At 35.3% G+C, this 18,488-nt stretch carries 21 protein-coding genes and 5 pseudogenes; 19 read left to right on the forward strand and 7 right to left on the reverse strand.

The genetic code is table 11. The features are described from left to right. Nucleotides 1-567 precede the first annotated feature (567 nt). The 3 genes and pseudogenes from AC1DVK_RS20435 to AC1DVK_RS20445 form a co-directional block, all read left to right on the forward strand. Nucleotides 568-1,077, forward strand: a complete 510-nt coding sequence (locus AC1DVK_RS20435) for a DinB family protein (RefSeq protein WP_477627265.1) — start codon at nucleotides 568-570, stop codon at nucleotides 1,075-1,077. A 363-nt stretch (nucleotides 1,078-1,440) separates the two neighbouring features. Then, nucleotides 1,441-1,890, forward strand: coding sequence for a GNAT family N-acetyltransferase (locus tag AC1DVK_RS20440; protein ID WP_477627266.1), 450 nt, complete (start codon nucleotides 1,441-1,443; stop codon nucleotides 1,888-1,890). Nucleotides 1,891-2,102: 212 nt separating this feature from the next. Continuing rightward, nucleotides 2,103-2,234: pseudogene (locus tag AC1DVK_RS20445) on the forward strand (recombinase family protein); the annotation flags it as partial. A 72-nt stretch (nucleotides 2,235-2,306) separates the two neighbouring features. Here the strand turns inward: AC1DVK_RS20445 and AC1DVK_RS20450 are convergent. Beyond that, entirely contained in the window at nucleotides 2,307-2,948 is a 642-nt protein-coding gene (locus AC1DVK_RS20450) for a GTP pyrophosphokinase (RefSeq protein WP_477627267.1), read from the reverse strand. Between the two features lie 318 nt (nucleotides 2,949-3,266). Here AC1DVK_RS20450 and AC1DVK_RS20455 point away from each other — a divergent pair, with 318 nt between their 5' ends. Beyond that, entirely contained in the window at nucleotides 3,267-3,770 is a 504-nt protein-coding gene (locus tag AC1DVK_RS20455; protein WP_477627268.1) for a DinB family protein, read from the forward strand. 280 nt (nucleotides 3,771-4,050) lie between these two features. On the opposite strand, the gene AC1DVK_RS20460 is transcribed toward AC1DVK_RS20455, so the two are convergent. Next, entirely contained in the window at nucleotides 4,051-4,875 is an 825-nt protein-coding gene (locus AC1DVK_RS20460) for an MBL fold metallo-hydrolase (RefSeq protein WP_477627269.1), read from the reverse strand. Nucleotides 4,876-5,080: 205 nt separating this feature from the next. On the opposite strand from AC1DVK_RS20460, the pseudogene dfr reads away from it, so the two are divergent. Next, nucleotides 5,081-5,573: pseudogene (gene dfr / locus AC1DVK_RS20465) on the forward strand (DfrD/DfrG/DfrK family trimethoprim-resistant dihydrofolate reductase). Between the two features lie 204 nt (nucleotides 5,574-5,777). After that, entirely contained in the window at nucleotides 5,778-6,218 is a 441-nt protein-coding gene (locus AC1DVK_RS20470) for a cell wall hydrolase (protein WP_061464990.1), read from the forward strand. A gap of 239 nt (nucleotides 6,219-6,457) precedes the next feature. Here the strand turns inward: AC1DVK_RS20470 and AC1DVK_RS20475 are convergent, their stop codons facing one another. After that, a complete protein-coding gene (locus AC1DVK_RS20475) occupies nucleotides 6,458-7,708 on the reverse strand; it encodes an MFS transporter (RefSeq protein ID WP_410863232.1) in 1,251 nt (416 codons plus the stop codon). A gap of 191 nt (nucleotides 7,709-7,899) precedes the next feature. Here AC1DVK_RS20475 and AC1DVK_RS20480 point away from each other — a divergent pair, with 191 nt between their 5' ends. From AC1DVK_RS20480 to AC1DVK_RS20515, 8 genes and pseudogenes are all read left to right on the forward strand, one after another. Next, nucleotides 7,900-8,751, forward strand: a complete 852-nt coding sequence (locus AC1DVK_RS20480) for a LysR family transcriptional regulator (RefSeq protein ID WP_410863231.1) — start codon at nucleotides 7,900-7,902, stop codon at nucleotides 8,749-8,751. Between the two features lie 44 nt (nucleotides 8,752-8,795). Continuing rightward, a pseudogene (locus tag AC1DVK_RS20485) lies at nucleotides 8,796-8,972 on the forward strand (aminoglycoside phosphotransferase); the annotation flags it as partial. 144 nt (nucleotides 8,973-9,116) lie between these two features. Then, on the forward strand, nucleotides 9,117-9,617 hold the full coding sequence (locus tag AC1DVK_RS20490; protein ID WP_410863230.1) for a DUF6584 family protein: 501 nt from the start codon (nucleotides 9,117-9,119) through the stop codon (nucleotides 9,615-9,617). A gap of 181 nt (nucleotides 9,618-9,798) precedes the next feature. Next, a complete protein-coding gene (locus AC1DVK_RS20495) occupies nucleotides 9,799-10,170 on the forward strand; it encodes a DUF192 domain-containing protein (protein WP_410863229.1) in 372 nt (123 codons plus the stop codon). A 309-nt stretch (nucleotides 10,171-10,479) separates the two neighbouring features. Further along, complete coding sequence (locus AC1DVK_RS20500) at nucleotides 10,480-10,878, forward strand: hypothetical protein (protein WP_477627270.1); 399 nt, start codon at nucleotides 10,480-10,482, stop codon at nucleotides 10,876-10,878. Nucleotides 10,879-10,890: 12 nt separating this feature from the next. Then, a complete protein-coding gene (locus tag AC1DVK_RS20505) occupies nucleotides 10,891-11,094 on the forward strand; it encodes a helix-turn-helix transcriptional regulator (RefSeq protein WP_061464978.1) in 204 nt (67 codons plus the stop codon). Between the two features lie 48 nt (nucleotides 11,095-11,142). Next, nucleotides 11,143-11,349, forward strand: a complete 207-nt coding sequence (locus AC1DVK_RS20510) for a hypothetical protein (protein ID WP_477627271.1) — start codon at nucleotides 11,143-11,145, stop codon at nucleotides 11,347-11,349. 606 nt (nucleotides 11,350-11,955) lie between these two features. Then, a complete protein-coding gene (locus AC1DVK_RS20515; protein ID WP_089364379.1) occupies nucleotides 11,956-13,206 on the forward strand; it encodes a dicarboxylate/amino acid:cation symporter in 1,251 nt (416 codons plus the stop codon). A 465-nt stretch (nucleotides 13,207-13,671) separates the two neighbouring features. Here AC1DVK_RS20515 and AC1DVK_RS20520 read toward each other — a convergent pair whose 3' ends face one another. After that, nucleotides 13,672-13,884, reverse strand: coding sequence for a hypothetical protein (locus AC1DVK_RS20520; protein WP_477627272.1), 213 nt, complete (start codon nucleotides 13,882-13,884; stop codon nucleotides 13,672-13,674). Nucleotides 13,885-13,936: 52 nt separating this feature from the next. Here AC1DVK_RS20520 and AC1DVK_RS20525 point away from each other — a divergent pair. Together AC1DVK_RS20525 and AC1DVK_RS20530 are read left to right on the forward strand one after the other, a co-directional pair. Next, nucleotides 13,937-14,140 (forward strand): annotated as a pseudogene (locus tag AC1DVK_RS20525) (hypothetical protein); the annotation flags it as partial. Next, nucleotides 14,113-14,532 (forward strand): VOC family protein, encoded by a 420-nt coding sequence (locus AC1DVK_RS20530; protein ID WP_089364382.1) that lies wholly within the window; start codon nucleotides 14,113-14,115, stop codon nucleotides 14,530-14,532. The pseudogene AC1DVK_RS20525 and the gene AC1DVK_RS20530, both read left to right, overlap by 28 nt. Nucleotides 14,533-14,584: 52 nt before the next feature. Here AC1DVK_RS20530 and AC1DVK_RS20535 read toward each other — a convergent pair. Both AC1DVK_RS20535 and AC1DVK_RS20540 read right to left on the reverse strand, forming a co-directional pair. Continuing rightward, a pseudogene (locus tag AC1DVK_RS20535) lies at nucleotides 14,585-14,917 on the reverse strand (SDR family oxidoreductase); the annotation flags it as partial. A 98-nt stretch (nucleotides 14,918-15,015) separates the two neighbouring features. Continuing rightward, nucleotides 15,016-15,240 (reverse strand): hypothetical protein, encoded by a 225-nt coding sequence (locus AC1DVK_RS20540; protein ID WP_477627273.1) that lies wholly within the window; start codon nucleotides 15,238-15,240, stop codon nucleotides 15,016-15,018. Between the two features lie 316 nt (nucleotides 15,241-15,556). On the opposite strand from AC1DVK_RS20540, the gene AC1DVK_RS20545 reads away from it, so the two are divergent. Next, the gene (locus AC1DVK_RS20545; RefSeq protein WP_061464967.1) at nucleotides 15,557-15,823 is read left to right on the forward strand and encodes a hypothetical protein; all 267 of its coding nucleotides are present in this window, start codon (nucleotides 15,557-15,559) and stop codon (nucleotides 15,821-15,823) included. 67 nt (nucleotides 15,824-15,890) lie between these two features. Further along, a complete protein-coding gene (locus tag AC1DVK_RS20550) occupies nucleotides 15,891-16,121 on the forward strand; it encodes a hypothetical protein (protein ID WP_125162981.1) in 231 nt (76 codons plus the stop codon). Nucleotides 16,122-16,354: 233 nt separating this feature from the next. Here the strand turns inward: AC1DVK_RS20550 and AC1DVK_RS20555 are convergent, their stop codons facing one another. Further along, on the reverse strand, nucleotides 16,355-17,053 hold the full coding sequence (locus AC1DVK_RS20555; protein ID WP_477627274.1) for a Dph6-related ATP pyrophosphatase: 699 nt from the start codon (nucleotides 17,051-17,053) through the stop codon (nucleotides 16,355-16,357). Nucleotides 17,054-17,481: 428 nt separating this feature from the next. Between AC1DVK_RS20555 and AC1DVK_RS20560 the strand changes: the two genes are divergently transcribed. Beyond that, nucleotides 17,482-18,486: a phosphotransferase enzyme family protein gene (locus AC1DVK_RS20560; RefSeq protein WP_477627275.1), complete on the forward strand. Its 1,005-nt coding sequence runs from the start codon at nucleotides 17,482-17,484 to the stop codon at nucleotides 18,484-18,486. Nucleotides 18,487-18,488 lie beyond the last annotated feature (2 nt).

Here is an 18,488-nt window from a genome sequence, read left to right on the forward strand (position 1 = left end):
GTGGAATAAAATCTTGGCTCGACGAACAGGAATCTGATACTAAGGATCTATAAAGGGATTAAACTCCAAGACAAGTTAAAGTCCAAAAGATGTGCGTAACTTTATAGAGTAAATCAGGCGAGCAAAAGAGGAAAGATAGGTGTCTTACCCTGGGAGGTCTTGCGGATGTACAGAAGTACAGTCGAAAAAGGTTAGTCGCAAGAAGTCAGCAGAAGCCATAGTAATGAAATAATTTCATGAAGGGCTGAATAATTTTAAACGAACTTGATAAGGAACTGGAGAAAAGAGGACTAAGGTTCGTGAGGTACGCTGATGATGCCCTTATCTTTGTGAAGAGTGAAAAGGCAGCGAACCGAGTAATGAGCACAATCGGTATAAAAAGTGAACTAATCCATTATTATTCATATTATGTTAACTGTATAAATCAGTTGTGCAGAGATAATAAAGTTGTTTAATTTGCAAATATTTTGCGGTAATGAAATTAAATATCAAATAAAGGAAATATCTTTTTGACAGTCGAATATTAGCCTAGAACCATAATTAACTATTCCGATGAGGAGGATTTTTGTGCGTCCACGACCATTATCTATTGAAAATCCAGAGTATGATAGGTATGTTAGTCTTGTGCCAGATGGAGATATTGAAGAAATACTTAGTAAGCAACGAACTAAGACCATTACCCTCTTGAGCAGCATATCAGAGGAGACAGCAGGGAAGGCGTACGCACCAGGGAAATGGACTTTAAAAGAAGTGATTGGGCATATGGCCGACGTGGAACGTGTGATGTCGTATCGAATGCTTGCCATTGCACGAAATGAAAGTGAACCACTCCCAGCAATGGATCAGGATCAATACGTTTCTGCGGCAAACTTCAACAAATTATCCTGGGAGCAGTTACTAGCTGGTTTAGACACGGTACGCTCCAACACGTTAAGTCTTATTTCAACCATTGATGATGCAGCGTGGGATCGTAATGGAACTGTAATGAACAGCCCAGTTTCGTTAGGTACCTTTGCATATGGCATTGTCGGGCACGAGTTACACCATATGAAAGTGATTAGTGATAAATACTTATAAGTCTTTTTCTATTAATGAAAAAACCTAATTTCTCATTGTAATGCTGAGAAATTAGGTTTTTTAATATTGAAACTTCCTTAACGTTGTAAATCCGCATTTTCCTGACGCTACTGTACAGAGATAATAAAGTTGTTTAATTTACAATAAAGTCATTAAAAAATAATAATGTTGTTTAAAAATCCTTATGTCACTAACGGGGCAGGTTAGTTCTATAAGGGAAATGGTTTTTTATGGTAAAATCAATAAGGGGAGGGAACTTTTACCTTTTTTTGTTTAGTTTAATAAGAATCAATGGTAAAATGATGAGAATTAATTATGCTATGGGGCTGGTCAGTTGTAATTTTATAAAGGAGTTGTGAGAAGTTGAAATATCGTAAAGCAACTATCGATGATATTGATAAATTGGTCGAGTTAAGAAAAAAGCAATTAGTTGATGAGGGGATAGAACCTAATATAGATATTGATAGAGAACTATATGTTTTCTTTAAAAGTAAACTAAGTGATGGTACTTTAATTCAATGGCTAGTGGAGGATAATGAAGAAATTATAGCTTGTGGTGCAGTAATGTTTTATGAATTTCCACCTTGTTACACCAATAAGACTGGAAAAAAGGCTTATATCACAAATATGTATACTAATGAAAATTATCGTGGGCAAGGAATCGCAACAAAGCTGTTAACTAAATTAGTTGATGAAGTTAAGATTTCAGGTATTTCAAAAATATGGCTTGGGGCTTCAAAAATGGGTAGACCAGTGTATAAGAAGTTTGGTTTTATGGAAACTGATGAATTTCTAGAATTAAATACTTTTTAATAATTTGTGAAGTATAACACTTAAACTAACGGGTGCGTTAGCGCCAAAGAAGGCCGCCAATTGGTGGCCTTTTAAAAGTATGATTCTTTATATAATCATACATTTTTTGTCTTGCTCCCTCTTTTTAAACAAAAACTGTGACATATGAGAAAGGTAAATTAAAATGTATGAGCGTTTTATAAAATCACCTACTTTTAACGTCCGTTAAAAGTATGGATAAACAAAGTGGGGAAAATTTTGAACGAGAACAATATCAATTGTTAAAACGAATGATCCGGAAAGGGGATGTTCTTTACATTCATTCACTGGATCGTTTTGGACGGAACAAGGATGAAACCCTTAGATTCTAAGACTAAGTGTTTTTATTTGTCAGATTGACTTAAGGTTGAAATGAGAAAGGCGTCATGATTGTTTGCTTAATTGGCCAGTAATTTTGTTCTTAATCTTGACATTTCTTTATCCATTAAGGAAGAAGCTTTGGCAAGCTCAATTAGCTGCTTTTGAGCATCCTCTGGTATAGTCTCGCCTTGATATTTATAGTTTAGTTTATGCTCGGTGGATGCCCAAAAATCCATAGCGGAAGTACGAATTTGTATTTCTGCAGGAACCCATATTATTTCGTTGGATAAGATGACTTGGGTTTCTACAATCAGGTGCAAACTTTTATATCCGCTCATTTTCGGGTCCTGAATATAATCCTTTACGCGTATCATTCGAATGTCTTCACGTTGCTCGATATGCTCCTTCAACATATATACGTCATCAATAAAACTTGTGACAATTCTAACTCCCAAAATATCTCTTATTTCATTCCTCACCGCTTCTTGTGTTAAAGGAATTTCTTTTTTTTGTATTTTCTCCACCAAAGAACTTAATTTTTTCATACGTGTTTTCATATGTTCAATAGGAGAATAGCCATGTTGTGTTTTCCATTCTAAGTCAATAACCTTGAAATCACTTTCTAATTCATGTAGGGCCATTTGGTAAGGTAAAAAGAACCCACTCCAATTGTCTAATACTTTTTGAATAACCTCGATTTTCATCTTTTTTTTCAGCATGTCCACAGCCCTCCTGTTATTATTCTGTTATCATAACCAATACCCTAAAAAAAAAGCAACTTTCCATTTTTGTGAAAGTTGCTTTTACTGATTATTTATCAACATAGTGAAATAAGATTGTGAAGAAATGTACTTAAACTATCGGGTGCCTTAGCTGAAGATCGGAGCTGTCTTTAAGGCAGTTTTTTTATGCAACTATCGGGGCAGTTTAGTGAAAGAACAATCAATTTTTAGTACCAACTACTAATAGCAAGTGTTAAAATTAAGGTAGGATGACTTTTATATTAAACAATGCTACGAATTTAAAGGAGAAATAAAATGAATCTTTTTGATTTATTGTTAGAATCAACCAATCAGTTAGTCGAGGAAGTTAAAGCATTGAATTATCAACAATTAAATGCCAAACCTGCTCTGGATAAGTGGAGTATCTCCCAAATTTGCCATCATTTATATTTGTCAGAAAGTTTGTTTTCTAAGTCTATAGAAAATAGGTTAAAGGATAAAGACTATGAGAGTGTCGCCCATAAACCTATACATTTGGTTTCTGATAGAACCAAAAAATTTAAATCACCTGAAATTGCTAAACCAACTGAAGAGCCTTTTGATGTTGAAAATATGTTAAATTTACTAACGAAATCAAGAGAAAATTTATTAAATGTTCTTCGTTCAATCGATGATAAGTCTATCCTATCTAAAAAAGCAGCGAAACATCCTGCATTTGGTGAATTATCTTTAGAACAATGGATTGAATTACTGTACATACACGAGCAAAGACATATTGAACAAATAAAAGATATAAAGTTAGTTAAATCTTATGGATGATAGGTGTTTGTGAAGGATTGTACTTAAACTAACGGGTGCGTTAGTAGCATAAGAAAGCCACCAATTTGGTGGCTTTTGTTGGTTTGGAATAAAGTTTGATTAAAAATATCGTGAAAAGCCTTACTTAGAAACAAATAAATACGAACCGGTTTGAAAAAAGTTTGAGAAAAACGTTTTATGATTTCGGATATTAGCATTTCTGTTTGTAAAAAAGTTAAATCATTTCTGTAGACGAAATTGAAAACTATCCTTGATTTATTATTAATTATCGTACTTGTATTTATGTAGTAAACAATGTTCCATTTAGTGCTTTAACATACCTAGTTGCAGATTTTTGAACTTGGTTATGGGCTTCTTCTTTAATTACTCGATGAAATGCGTCATATAAACGGCCAAAGTTAAATTCATTAACCCGATTTGCGATTCTTTCGACTGTTACACTTGGCATTGGGATGAAGTTTGGATAACTGTACATAAAACTTACCCATTGACGATCAGCAACGATCCGAATGATATCCCCAGTCAGTAAAATTCCGTTCTGGCTGTTTCCATTTCTCCATTCTAAAACGGTGCCGCCTTTAAAATGTCCGCCAATTCGCTGAAGTATGACACCTTCCTGTAATTCAAGCGATTCTCCAGACCAGAAAATGATTTTTTCGCTTGGCCTCGTTACCCAGTCTCTTTCATCTTCATGAATATAAATGGGAGTGTCAAAAGCTTCGGCCCATTCCACTTGACTAGAGAAATAATGAGGGTGAGATAACGCTATAGCATCGATTCCACCTAAATCTTCAATATGGGTAATCGTATCTTGATCAATATATGTAATACAGTCCCATAATAAATTAAAATTCTTATCTTGTATTAGATAAGCAGTTTGTCCGATTCCAAAATTCGGACTAGTATTTATGCTATATAACCCCTCTTCGTCAAGATTAATAGAATTTTTAAATATTCCATCTTTTTTCATCAGTTCTAATGTTGTCCATGTTTGCCCTTTAGGGCTAATATATTGTCTTTCTTCCCCGCAAATCAAACATTGATTGGGTACTTCTTTAGAACCTTCATATTGGACTCCACATGTTTCACAAATATAATTAACCAAAAATCTTTCCCCCTTATTTACAAAAAAACTTTATTAATTATTATAATTAAATAAGGTAATATTTTGAAATTTAATGCTCAAATTCCCCTTCCTTCATCTATGCTATCATTCTTATGCAACTAAAGTGGCAGGATAGTTGAACAACGAATCTCAATAGAAATACAAGATTACATGGTAAAATAGTGAAAAAAAGGCTGTGTCATAAATGAACGTTTCTTTAATTGTTGCGATGGACAAGAATAGAGTAATTGGGCAAAGAGAATGATATGCCATGGAGAATTCCAAAGGATAGGGAGTATGTTAAAAATACTACAAAGGGACATCCAATTATATTAGGTAGAAAAAACCTTGAGTCAATCGGAAGGGCTTTACCTGACAGAAGAAATATTATTTTAACGAGAGATAAGGATTTTAGCTTTAACGGTTGTGAAATTGTCCATTCAATCGAAAATGTATTTGAGTTATGTAAAAATGAAGAAGAGATTTTTATTTTCGGGGGAGAACAGATTTATAATATGTTCTTGCCTTATGTTGAGAAGATGTATATTACAAAAATTCATCATGAATTTGAAGGAGATATATTTTTTCCAAAAGTTAACTTCGATGAATGGAACGAAGTATCTGTTGAAAAAGGGATAATGGATGAAAAAACCCCTTATAACTACTATTTTCATGTTTATGAAAGAAAACTTAATTAAGCTAACTGGGTGCATTAGCTTAAGATCGGAGCTGTCTTCTTATGGAACTAACGGGGCAGTTTAGTTGCATAAAGGGAAAAAAGAATGCAATAGTTTTCATTTTACTTAAAAGCTGTAAGTTATTATAACTAAGCACTTTATATTACATAAATAAAAGACATGGCTGTAGGCTATTTTTCATATAATGTTTTTGGGGTGGAAAAAATGGCAAGAGCAAGCTACCGAAGTTCAGACGTTGACTTAATGGCAAGGATGATGAGAGCAGAAGCCGAAGGAGAAGGACAACAAGGAATGTTATATGTTGGAAATGTAATTGTAAATCGTCTTGTAGCTAATTGTTTAGACTTTAAAGGTTTAAGAACAATTCCACAAGTCATTTATCATGTACAAGGAGGAAATTATTCTTTTGAAGCTGTTCAAAAAGGGAATGTATTTTATCAAAGAGCGAGAGGTATTGAAAGAAGATTAGCAGAACAGAATTTGAAGTACTGGAGACAGCATCCGGCTAGATATGCTCTTTGGTATTTTAATCCACATGCTCCATGCCCTCCAACATGGTATGATCAACCTCAAACTGGTCAATTTAAAGAACATTGTTTTTATGAACCAAAACCTGCAACATGTGATAGTGTTTATAGAGGTTAAGCTTACTCTTTGAGTAAGCTTTTTTTCATATTTAAAATATTTATACAATATAAAACTTTTAGTAATAGTTTTTATCTAAAAAAGTAAGATTGTGAATTATTGTACTTCAGCTAACGAGTGCGTTAGCTGATTAAGGAACACAAAAAAATGATCGATTTTTTAAAAAAGAATAATCCAATTGAAGAGAATAAGGGCATGTGTTGATTAATCTTTTTTCAAAACATGCCCTTTCAATTTATTCATTTATCAAGGTTGTTTGTATTAATTTGATCAAACTTCGTGGTGATCCCATGATCCATTCTTTTTTTTATTTTTGCTCTATATAAATTAATCGCTCCCAAAGCTACAGATATTCCGGCCAAATATAGGGCTTGTTGATAACTGTTCAATAGATTAACGACTAATCCGAATAAAGAGGGTGCTATGACAATGAATAATTGATTTAATGTCAATGCTGAACTCACCGTTAAACCTATAAAACGGGAATCCGATTGCTCTGTGATACAAGCAATAAAAATGGAATACCAACCAATGGCTACAAAGCCCAAAAGAAAACAAAATAATAGCATCAAGATTTCCATTTCAACAGTCATGATGAGCGGCAGCATCACTGTAAGAATTACGGTAACAGCCATCACAATAAGCAATAATCTTTCCCTTTGACCTTCAAAGAATTGATCACTCGCCCAGGCGATGACTACCCGTCCAACCATACCACCTATTAAAATGACGCTTAAATATTTTCCTGCCTCTGTTAATGGATAGCCCCCTTCATTGTGCAAATAACTCATAAAATGCGCAATGATAATCATCTGTAATGACATCATCACAACACCTACTATATACATCGGATATAACTCCTTATTATTTTTGATGACACTCATTTTCTCCTTGAACCCGACCGAGGTTGATCCCGTTTCACTCGTTCTTTCTGGTTCGTTATATAATAATAGGAAGAGCAGCCCTCCCATTATTGCTACGATCCCTTGTACTAAATGAACTGATGACAAATTGAAATGATAATATGTATAGGATAAAACGGCAGAGGCTAAAGATCCTCCAAGCGGTATTCCCGTCTGTCTTATCCCTAGAGCCAGCCCTCTATGTTCGTTTGGAAACCATTTTACGATGGCCGTGCTTCCACCGGTTTGAGCACTTCCGTACCATATACCGACCAACAATAATAAAAGCAGCAATACAATATAATCATTAACAAAAACCAGCGTTAAAGCTGAGAGCCCCAATAAAATGGTCCCCCACCCGATAATGTGTTTTTCCCCTTTTTTATCCATCAAGTAACCGAACGCCAGCATTGAAAACATCGGCCCAATATTGACCGCTGAAACAATGAAGCCTGTTTGAAGCGGTGTTAAATTCCATTCAATTTGATAAAATGCAGCGATGGGTCCCATGCCATATGTCACAAAAGTTGCTGCAGTTTGGGATAACGTGGCCACCAATACGATTAACCATTTATAATATGTATGCATTAATGCTCCCCCTATGTTTGATGTATCGTTCAATAAGAATTCGGTGGGATATATTCTTATTATTAGCTTCTAACATTATCTAGTCTCCCTTACTTATTAAGCTAACTAGAGTTTACTCTGCCCGCCCAGAAGCGTAAAATGGAGGAAAATGATAGGGTTCATAAATTTTTTTTATAGGGTGTGCAAACTATATGAACATCAAAGAAATAGCATTGAAAATTGAAATATTAAACCGTCAAAATTTAAGTAAGTCTGCAGAAATCACGAACTATACTCAATCCGCCCTTACGGCTAAAGTGAAAAAAATAGAGTCGGAAATTGGCAAACTTGTTTTTAATCGCACGCCTCAAGGATTGAAAATCACTAGTGTAGGATTACAGTATAAAAACTATCTTCAACTTATTGCCAAAGAGTACGAAGAATTTTTACAAAGCATTGGTGCCTTCCAAACTAGCTCTAAGGTGGATTTTGGCGCATCACATACAACCTTGAAAATCTATGGTGCCCACATCGCGAACACTTTGAATATGAACGACATTCAAATGGATGTGGATTTCGCTGTAGATTCCAGTAATGCCATAAACCAAAAAGTGCACAATTCCGAATTGGATTGTGCACTCATTAGTGAACCTATTAAGAAATATCCAGACTTAATTTATGACATCGTTGCAACTGAAACATTCGAAATCATTTCAAGTAAGGACCATATCATCAATTTTGATTGGAAAACACCTATTACATTGCTCGTATTGAGTATAGGTTGTATGTATACAAGAGCTGTGACCGAATGGCTTAAGAATAATCAAATACCATATAAATTAAAGGAAATAAAATCAATCAGCAGTATCCAAGATTTTTTGCAAATCAGCAATACCATTGCAGTATTGAATACTAAGCTTATAGACTTATATAACTATACAAACATTCACTACTACAATTTAAGCTTTAACAATGTCATAAATACCGTTTTCGTTTTTAAGATGAACGAAGGCGAACAGAACAATATCGTACAATTAAAAAATGTTCTGAAGACGATTGGTTAATTAAAAAGGGGTACCGTATAAAACAAAGAGTTAGATCGTATTGAATAGAAGAAGAGTATTTGGAAATAGGATTGCTACGATTAGAGGGGGTATGTAAAACAATTACAAGAAAAGCCAGTGAAGGTGACATTACTTTTCAAAAGATGATAGATGAAGGGCATCTTGAACATTACCAAAACGATATTAAATTCATTTGTGAACATGGAAAAGAGTGGACTTAATGGGGAGTTTTTGTTGTGCTAAAGGTTGCTAACTTCAATAAGCCAGGTTGTTTTCTTATGAAACTAAATGGGCAGTTTAGTTGAAAAAAGGAAATATTTTGAACTGTCGAGAAATAAAGACCGTAAAGTACAAAGGTGAATGAGGTGTTTTTAATAGATAAGATACCTGTTAAAACTATAAAGAAGATAGAAGAGGACATTGAAAAAAATGATTTAGGGAAAGCACGGGATAGACTACACGGGTTAATTTCAACCTTTCCTAATGAATTAGACCTCCGTAGAAAGTTGGGGGACATATATTTTGCATTAAAATACCCTTCAATGGCTGGTCGATACTGGTATTTAGAAAAGAATAAGTCACCAGAAATGGTAAAAGCGTGTATTCAATTTGAAAAATCTATGGGGAATGATCCTATCAGAATAGGAAGAGCTATAAAATTTAAAGGTGATAGTGAAGTTTTAAAAAGACTGCAATTAGATCAGGTAATTTCTCCTATACAAAATAAAGTTAAAGAAAATTTGCTGGAAGAACCTGAAGATCCATTCAAAGATAAGTTAGTTATTTTTGGTTGCTTCTCAATAATAATATTAACAATTATTTTTGCATTAATCGGAGTTTACGCACTCTTTAACTGGATTTTTTGATCCAGAATCTTGCCTAGTTATTTTTTCTTCTAGTTCTCGTTTTATCTCCAACTTTCTTCCTTTTTATTCTTAGGGGAAAAAGACGTTTTTTCGAATAAAGGAAATATCAATCTCATGAACTTCTTTTAAAAAGACATCAAGTTTCTTTCCTGCTAATAATAATACTCAAAGGTGAGTGAACATGAAAAATAGAATAAAAATACTCAGTGGAAACAGGGAAACTAGATTAATCGTTCAAGTTGCAGATACTCAAAGAAAAAGAGAAAAGGGCTTAATGTTTGTTGGGAAATTACCTGAAAATGAGGGGATGTTATTTGTGTTTTCAGAAAAAATATATAGTGGATTTTGGATGAAAAACACATTAATTCCTTTATCTATTGCTTTTCTTGATTCAGATGGTGAAATATTGAAAATACTTGATATGGAACCTTGTAAAGAGGATAAATGCCCTACCTATGATCCGGGACTTTCTTATCATTATGCAATTGAAGTGAATCTTGGATGGTTTGAAAAGAATCAAATCAAAGAAGGGGATTATGTAAAGTTTGATTGAATTCATCTCACCTAACTTCTAGTCCTTAAAGGTGAGGTGATTTTTTTATGGATATTTAGGTTAATGTCACTGAATAGATTGGTGAAGAAATGCACTTAAACAAACAGATGCGTTAGCTGAAGATCGGAGCTGCCTATAAGGAAGTTTATTCTTTATGCCGGCGTTTATAAAAAATGGTGCGATACTTTGCATTATTTATCGATTGACGTTTGTTTTATAAAAGTATATTATGAAGTTAACTTCACGTGAAATAAACTTCACATGAAGTTAACTTTACCCGAGGAGAATAAGTTGATTAGGAGAGGTAGTTTGAAAAATCTATTCATACAGCGTTTTTTAGTTTCAACCTTGATAATTATATTTGGAATCATTAGAATGATTCTCGATACATCAGTAAGCTTTAATTTTGGCTATATCTTTGTATTCCTAGGTGGAATACTTTTGTTGTACTCAACAATTTCTTACATTACATCCCGAAAGAATAAATCACTAGAAAAGGAATTATCAAAGGAATATGACGAAAGAGATGCTTTAATTGATGGAAAAGTTGCCCGCTTTTCTTTGCATATTGTGATATGCGAAATTTTAATTCTTATGTTTTTAACTAATTTTGTGGCAATCCCAACAAATACTGCATTATTTGTTTTCTTAGTATCTTTAATAATTGGTGAAATTGGGTCTAGAAAGTATTACAATCTTGTCCTTTAATTAGGAGGCTTTATGAAAAATAGAGTAAAAGAATTGCGAATAGAATATGGAATAACGCAACAAGAATTAGCTGATAAAGTAAGTGTATCTTCTAGGACGATCATCTCATTAGAAAAACAAAAGTATAATCCATCTGTACTACTTGCGTATAAAATAGCTTCAGTTTTTGATTTATCAATCGAAGAAACTTTTATTTTCGATGAGGATGACAAATAGTACATTTCACAAAGATGCACATATTAAACAAACAACGGAGGAATGTAGATGCTTTTTATATTATTTATTTTTGGGATAGTTTTAGTAGTTTGGGGTATTTATCGTATGAGAACAGATGATGGCTTATTTGGAAAAAATCGAAAAAACAAAAACATATTCAATCTACTGTTAATGGGAGAAGCTTCAGGAGTAGGACAATTTTTGAGTGGAATTCTGTGTATTATAATAGGGATTGTAGTATTGATTGTGAACTAAAGGAATTTCAATTTTTTTACTGAAATATTGTGAATGAAATCACTTAAACTATCATGGGCTTTAGTGGAATAAGGTTCAATAAAAGAAGTGAATCGATCACATTAAATAAGAGCGTGTTTTGATTGATCTTTTTTCAAAACATGCTCTTTCTTTTTGTTCGTTATTTTAAAGCTACAGAAGCATGTAAATATATTCTACGAACGACGGAATACGTAGTTTAACCATACTATAATTATTAAAGAATACTATTTTCAATATAAATAAAAAAGCAGTAACACCGTTATAAAGTGTTGGTATAATCGCATGTTTTGATTGATCTTTTTTCAAAGCTGCACATATGTTGGATGTGCAATTTTTATTCGTAACGGGATTAATAATTTATTCTTATAACTTTATAGTAATTCAATAATTTACTATTTTTTGAAAAAATGATACAGTATTTTCTATATTTACAAATGTTTTTATAAGGGAGGTTTTGTATGGAATAAGCTGGAACAATTAAAAGCTATTTCTTCTTTCTCATTCAATAGTCAAAAGAGAAAGTTTATTCTATTTATTGAAATATTGTGTGATTGCTATTAATCTTTCGTTCAGGGAGGGCAACCTATGAAAAAGTTTTTTGCTTTTCAAGTGTTAATTGCATTGTTTATTGGGGCACTTATCGGACATTTTTTTCCTGAACTTGGCCAATCCTTAAGACCGATTGGGGACGCTTTTATTCATCTCATTAAAATGATTGTTGTGCCTATTGTTTTCACTACTATTGTCATTGGTTCATCAGGCGACGGAAACATGAAAAAAATGGGTTCATTAGGACTTAAAACAATTATTTGGTTCGAATTTATTACCACCCTGATTCTAGGTATTGGTCTTTTACTTGTTAACATCTTAAAGCCTGGTGCTGGGCTTAATTTGTCCCATCTTGCCCAGAAAGATATCACACAATTAAATGAAAGCGTTACCAAAGTTGTCGATTTTAAAACGATGCTTGTTAACATCATTCCAAGCAACATTGTTGATGCGATGGCAAAAAGTGATTTATTAGCTGTTATATTCTTCGCTATTCTATTTGGTGTAGCTGCTGGAGCAATTGGCAAAAAGTCAGAGCCGGCAATGAAGTTTATGGAATCAGTTGCAAATATCATGTTTAAACTGACACAAATGGTCATGGTAACAGCACCGATTGGTGTACTCTCGCTCATGGCAGCCTCTGTTGGACAGTATGGTATCGCTCTTTTAATCCCTATGGCAAAGTTGATAGGGGTTGTGTATCTAGGGCTTGCTATTGTTATTTTCGGACTGTTTCCAATAATTGCTTGGTTCTTGAAAATTTCTTACTTTAAAGTGTTTCGAATGGTATGGGATTTGTTCCTCATCGCATTTTCCACGACAAGTACGGAAACCATTCTGCCTCAGTTAATGGATCGAATGGAAGCATACGGTTGTTCGAAACGTGTTGTTTCGTTCGTTATTCCTTCTGGGCTATCACTGAATTGTGATGGTTCGACATTGTACCTTTCTGTTTGCTCTATTTTCTTAGCACAAGCATATGGCATCCCGATGGATTTTGGCCAACAATTGATTGTAATGGGGGTACTTGTTGCAACCTCAAAAGGAATTGCTGCTGTTCCATCCGGTTCGCTGGTTGTCCTTTTAGCCACCGCCTCAGCGGTAGGGCTTCCTGCAGAAGGCGTCGCAATTATAGCAGGCATTGACCGTGTGCTGGATATGGCACGTACCGCTTGTAATACGCCTGGACATGTTCTCGCTTGTATTGTGGTTTCGAAGTGGGAAAAAGAGTTCCGTCAGGAGGGATGGAATAAAGTTCAAACCGAACAGTCAAGCATTCAGGCATAAGATTAAAATAAAGGAGCATATATGTTTTGTTGTTCCCCGTCAAATGTTGAGGTGATGGTCTTCGGACCTCACCCTTTTTCAATGTGAATCCTCATCCTTTTAACATTTGGGCAAATAAAACCATTTCTAAAAAAGCATTCAATACTCCTTAAACAAAAGGCATTCCCTTTACGTGCTTTGCTCGATCGGAACATGGCTTGAATTTATGGTTATGGGTCTGAAGGAATTGGCTGAAGCTGGACAAGTTAGCTATAAAGGCTAAATCATAAGTGCAATCCAGAATTGAGTCAATGCTCTCCAAATAAACTGGAGGGCTTTTTTTCTTAGTCAACCATTATTGGTCTTGTTTATTGATACGCCGGGTATGTTTTTTTTTTGGACAGTTTATATTGACAATTACCTTATACTTGGTAATATTTCTTTATTATTACATTTATATGCTTGTTAATTCTTTAATTTTGTTACTTATAAATATTCATTATTAATTTCACATACTTTGTTGCTATTTACCAGGTAGTGAGTTGTGGTTGATTTCCCCTCCAGATGCTCGCTTTCCGAGGGGCGGGCGGTGAGCCTCCTCGGCGTAAACGCCTGTGGGGTCTCACCTGTCCCGCTGCTCCCGCAGGAGTCTCGCACTTCCGCTCCAATCAACCTTAAATAGTTTCGTTTTAAAAACAACAATCTTTACGAAAAGAGCCTTTTATTATGACTAACTTTATGTACAAATTTTGCCCTATTTCCAGCAATTGGAGGTGTGGCTTCAGTGATGATTGGTGAATCAGATCCATCCATTTACTTGGCTGCTGGCTGTCTTTTCAGTTGTTTAGGTGCTGCCATTGCAAAGAAGAAAATTCGATTAACAAATAAGGGGTTCCGCCGTAATTCGATACAGAGAGGGATGGGACAATGGAAAGTAAATGGCCAAAAGAAATGAGAGTAGCGCAAATCCGCGTTGCACGTCCTACTGATCAACTCAAGAAGGTAGTAGACTTCTATTGTGAAGGATTAGGTTTGAAAAAAATCGGTTCTTTTGAAGGGCACGAGGGATATGACGGCATCATGATTGGGCTGCCTGATTCCAGCTATCATTTAGAGTTCACTCAGCATAAAGATGGCAGTCCTTGTCCGGCCCCATCACAAGATAATCTGCTCGTCTTTTATATTCCTGAACGTAAAACCATTGAGGAAATCACGAATAGATTGAAAGGTATGGGGTATGAACCGGTTTCTCCGGAAAATCCATATTGGGAAAAATCAGGTGTTACCATTGAAGATCCGGATGGCTGGAGAATTGTATTGATGAATTCGCCAGGAATAGGAAATTAAATTTTACACGGTAAAGGACCGAAAAGCACCATGCTTTTCGGTCGTTTCGTGTTTATGAGGACATCGTGATCCCGCCATTGATGTGAATGCACTGTCCTGTTATATAAGCACCTTCATCAGATGCCAGCAGTACATAGGCGCCTGCATGATCTGCCGGCTGTCCAGGGCGACCAAGCGGTGCCTCTGTGCCGAACTCGGCAACGGATTGTTCGTCGAACGTCGCCGGGATTAGCGGAGTCCAAATCGGGCCTGGTGCCACCATATTGACACGGATCCCTTTTTTAGCCACATTCTGTGCAAGACTGCGTGTGAATCCGACGATTACCCCTTTTGTCGCTGTATAATCCATCAAAGTTGCATGTCCTCTGTACGGATTGATCGATGTTGCCCACCGCTTCTATGAAGAGAAATTAGGTGCTCCTCATTTATAAAAACGCCGTGAGTGGAAATAGCGATGGAAAAGAGCTGAGTAATCAGCTTTTTTTACATTGATTCATTTAACATAAATTCACGAGTAAATCGGTGAAATTCACGAGTAAATCGGTGAAATTCACGAGTAAACGCATGAAACTCACGAGTAAATTGCTGAAACTCACGAGTAAAAGCGTGAAACTCACGAGTAAACGCATGAAATTCACGAGTAAATTGCCGAAACTCACGAGTAAACGCATGAAATTCACGAGTAAATTGCCGAAATTCACGTCTCAATCATTTATATTCAAGTTTGAATCTCGGGTTGCTGCAGAGCCTTTTTATATATGGAACATAATTAAGGAAAATTACGGCAGGATGAAAAGTGAGGATTCGAAGGTGTTGGAAACTAGTTTGTTTTTATAATGTGAATCATTTTTTGGTTTGTTTCAATACAATTGGCTGTTTAAGGGATTGAAGAAGGGAGCTGGCGGGTCTTAATTCATTCTTTCGCTGAAAAGCCTTATTTTAAATTTTTGTAATGATTTATTTAGCCTTGGACATACTTAATTAAGATATATAAAAGAACCATTTATCTAAAGGAGGAACCCGTATGTCTAACGAAAATATTCAAAATAAAATGGAAAATATTTGGCAGGATACATGTGGATCATGGGAAAACTGTACGGAAACTACAATTCAGTCATTCTTGGCAAAATCCGAAGAAAGCAATATAGACCCGCAATATTGCATGAGCTGGGTGGAACAACATAAAACCCAAATACCTGAGTGGCCCGCCGTTTCAAAAGTGTCGCTGGACTGGGTAAATCAACATACCTCTACTGGATCACCCATTTCAATGAAGGACCAGGATCTTTAGAATGGTGGAAGGTTTTTAGCAGATTTGGGCTTTTAAATATTACGAACTCTAATAGAGGTGAAAATAGATGTCGAATAATGAGAAACAAGACGGTAAATCAAATCGTCGGCAAGGTTCAGAATATAACAGAGAGCATTCGAACAATGATCCAGATTACATGGTTAATGCTTGGGACGAAACGAATGTTGAAGATTCATTTGTACAATCAGCCATCCAAGAAGAATTCAATAATCCAGTAATCCAAGAATCCATCTTGAAATTCAATAAAATAGCAAATGAAGAAGAAAAGGAATCTTGATTTTAACGCCCCATAGGGCGTTTTTTTTGAAGCAGGAAGGAGCAAGAAGTGAAAAGAATTTTTAAGTCATGCCAAGAATCCTAGCTCGATATGGAGAAAATTCATATTAGCCTTTCCGCTAAATAGCAAATTAACAGAAAAAGATTGTGAGGGGTATCCTCACAACCGCAGTAGTTTTATATCTGATAATTCAGAGGAAAGGCCACGAAATCCTGGGTGAAAACTGTCTTTTTTTATGTTATTTTCTGATCTAGCTCCAAAGGTAAAAAAGCATATTCTCCGTCCTTGATGATCTCACCTTTACGAACTGGAATAGGATGTTTAAAAATGGGCCCATCTATTACCGTGGTATGGAACTCTCCACCTTCTCCGCAAGGGTCAATACCACGAGCTTCAAGCTCCTTCACGTATTCATGGGTTAACGTTCGCCCTAAATCGTCCTCTCGCATTCCAAGTGATAAATTAACAGTTACGATGATCGTTACAAATCCTAGATTTATGAACTCTTCAACAGCTTCACGATGGTTCATTTCCCATAAAGGCATCCCAAGCTTTAATCCAGCATTCTTCGTAACCTTTTCGTGCCAACAGCCATGAGCAGGCATATCCAAGTCTCCAGTTACTAACACTTCTGCCCCTTGATTTTTAGCTTTTTCTAAAAGGCGCATAAATACTTTTTCATAATCTGTCCAACTTGCAGCTGCAGTATAAACGGGCAAACCTATTGATTTAGCTTGGGCACGAATGAGTTCCGGAGGCATTCCATGGGATCTGGAACGTTTCCCTTCTTCCTCCATCATGACGATCAGCCCAACAGCTTCTCCAACCTTCACTGCTTTATATAGGGCTAAGACACTATCCTTTCCACCGCTAAAAGAAGCTATAAATTTATGCCCGCGAGCACTATTTTTCCAATCGATTAATTCTGCCATTCATATCTTTCCCCTTTATTCTAATGACTTTTTTCACGATGCCTGTTAGTAGCCAATTTCATATTTTATATATGAGGTTTCATAGCTCTGTTTGTTTGATTTTATCACTATTGGACCTTACGGATGAGATATTATTGCATCGTGATGCAAAAAAAATTGAAATTCCAATGATGAATAAAAGTGAAGTTTTTACGGGATCATGCAATGTTCCATTACACTTGTTTTGTTCAACAAAGATAGAGTGATAAAAGCCGATAATCTGTAATCGCTTCAACACTATAAACATATCTTTCGCCATGTTGCCATAAGAATTTAGAAGAAGAATGATATACAAATAAAGGGAAAAGGCGTCTTGATATCGTATAAAGTATATTATAATTCTTTTTTTTATTAACTAAGTAAAATCATCATTAATGGGAGTGAAGATAATGGAAGCATCGGTAGAGCGGATTTTTTCTAATGCATTGGTGGAATTGGCCGGGCATTTTTTTCTAGTGAGTACAGAGAGTTCAGTAAAACTTGGCGATGCAGAGAACTACGTATTTGAGGTTCACAGGGATGGAACACCATACATCTTAAGAATGACACACCAATCACATCGTTCAAAAGGCCAAGTGCTTGCTGAGTTAAAGTGGATAGAGTACTTACAGAATAATGGAAGTGAAATACCGAAAGTTATCCCTTCTACAGAAAATAACTTAGTTGAAATTGTAAAGGGTCTGGATGGTACAGATTTTTATTGTTGCCTATTTGAAAAAGCCCCTGGTGTAAGGGTGAAAGTCACCGATGAAAATTTCGACGGACATTTATTTTTTGAATGGGGAAGAACAATAGGCCACCTGCATAAAAAAACAAAAAGTTACAAGCCTGAAACAGAATATAAAAGGCTCGATTGGCATGAAGAAGAATTATTGAATGCGGAGCACTATCAATCTGATGTTCCAGAGCAAGTGATGCACCAGCAAGAATTAATCATGAATCAATTAAATGCACTTCCAATTCATCAAGATAATTTTGGATTGATTCATTCTGATATACATAACGGCAATTTCCATTTCCATGAAGGCAAGATTCATGTTTTTGACTTTGATGACTGTTCCTATCACTGGTTAGCGAGCGACTTGGCCATACCTCTGTATTATCTTATGTGGAGTTTAGAACGTGAAGGTGTAAAAGAACTCGATGGATATGCTGCCAAATTCATGGGGGATTTTATAAAAGGTTATGAGACGGAAAATATACTCGCACCTGTAGATTACGATACGATCCCGCTATTTTTAAAATTAAGGGATCTAACGTTATATAATTTTTTTCATAAAAAGTACGATTTGAAGAATACGGATAATCAATTATATAAAACCGTTCAGAAAATCGAACAAAGAATCATGGAAAGCCGTCCTATTGTTCACTTCAATTCGAACCTGATTTATTGAAA

It is taken from the genome of Peribacillus sp. P4_B1, from assembly GCF_056402395.1.

What these genes read in the sequence shown, in the direction of transcription:
- AC1DVK_RS20455 (WP_477627268.1), top strand. Translation starts at nt 3,267, where the DNA reads ATGAATCTTTTTGATTTATTGTTAGAATCAACCAATCAGTTAGTCGAG.
- AC1DVK_RS20480 (WP_410863231.1), top strand. Translation starts at nt 7,900, where the DNA reads ATGAACATCAAAGAAATAGCATTGAAAATTGAAATATTAAACCGTCAA.
- AC1DVK_RS20515 (WP_089364379.1), top strand. Translation starts at nt 11,956, where the DNA reads ATGAAAAAGTTTTTTGCTTTTCAAGTGTTAATTGCATTGTTTATTGGG.
- AC1DVK_RS20545 (WP_061464967.1), top strand. Translation starts at nt 15,557, where the DNA reads ATGTCTAACGAAAATATTCAAAATAAAATGGAAAATATTTGGCAGGAT.
- AC1DVK_RS20450 (WP_477627267.1), bottom strand. Translation starts at nt 2,948, where the DNA reads ATGCTGAAAAAAAAGATGAAAATCGAGGTTATTCAAAAAGTATTAGAC.
- AC1DVK_RS20530 (WP_089364382.1), top strand. Translation starts at nt 14,113, where the DNA reads ATGGAAAGTAAATGGCCAAAAGAAATGAGAGTAGCGCAAATCCGCGTT.
- AC1DVK_RS20555 (WP_477627274.1), bottom strand. Translation starts at nt 17,053, where the DNA reads ATGGCAGAATTAATCGATTGGAAAAATAGTGCTCGCGGGCATAAATTT.
- AC1DVK_RS20510 (WP_477627271.1), top strand. Translation starts at nt 11,143, where the DNA reads ATGCTTTTTATATTATTTATTTTTGGGATAGTTTTAGTAGTTTGGGGT.
- AC1DVK_RS20495 (WP_410863229.1), top strand. Translation starts at nt 9,799, where the DNA reads ATGAAAAATAGAATAAAAATACTCAGTGGAAACAGGGAAACTAGATTA.
- AC1DVK_RS20550 (WP_125162981.1), top strand. Translation starts at nt 15,891, where the DNA reads ATGTCGAATAATGAGAAACAAGACGGTAAATCAAATCGTCGGCAAGGT.
- AC1DVK_RS20470 (WP_061464990.1), top strand. Translation starts at nt 5,778, where the DNA reads ATGGCAAGAGCAAGCTACCGAAGTTCAGACGTTGACTTAATGGCAAGG.
- AC1DVK_RS20475 (WP_410863232.1), bottom strand. Translation starts at nt 7,708, where the DNA reads ATGCATACATATTATAAATGGTTAATCGTATTGGTGGCCACGTTATCC.
- AC1DVK_RS20505 (WP_061464978.1), top strand. Translation starts at nt 10,891, where the DNA reads ATGAAAAATAGAGTAAAAGAATTGCGAATAGAATATGGAATAACGCAA.
- AC1DVK_RS20560 (WP_477627275.1), top strand. Translation starts at nt 17,482, where the DNA reads ATGGAAGCATCGGTAGAGCGGATTTTTTCTAATGCATTGGTGGAATTG.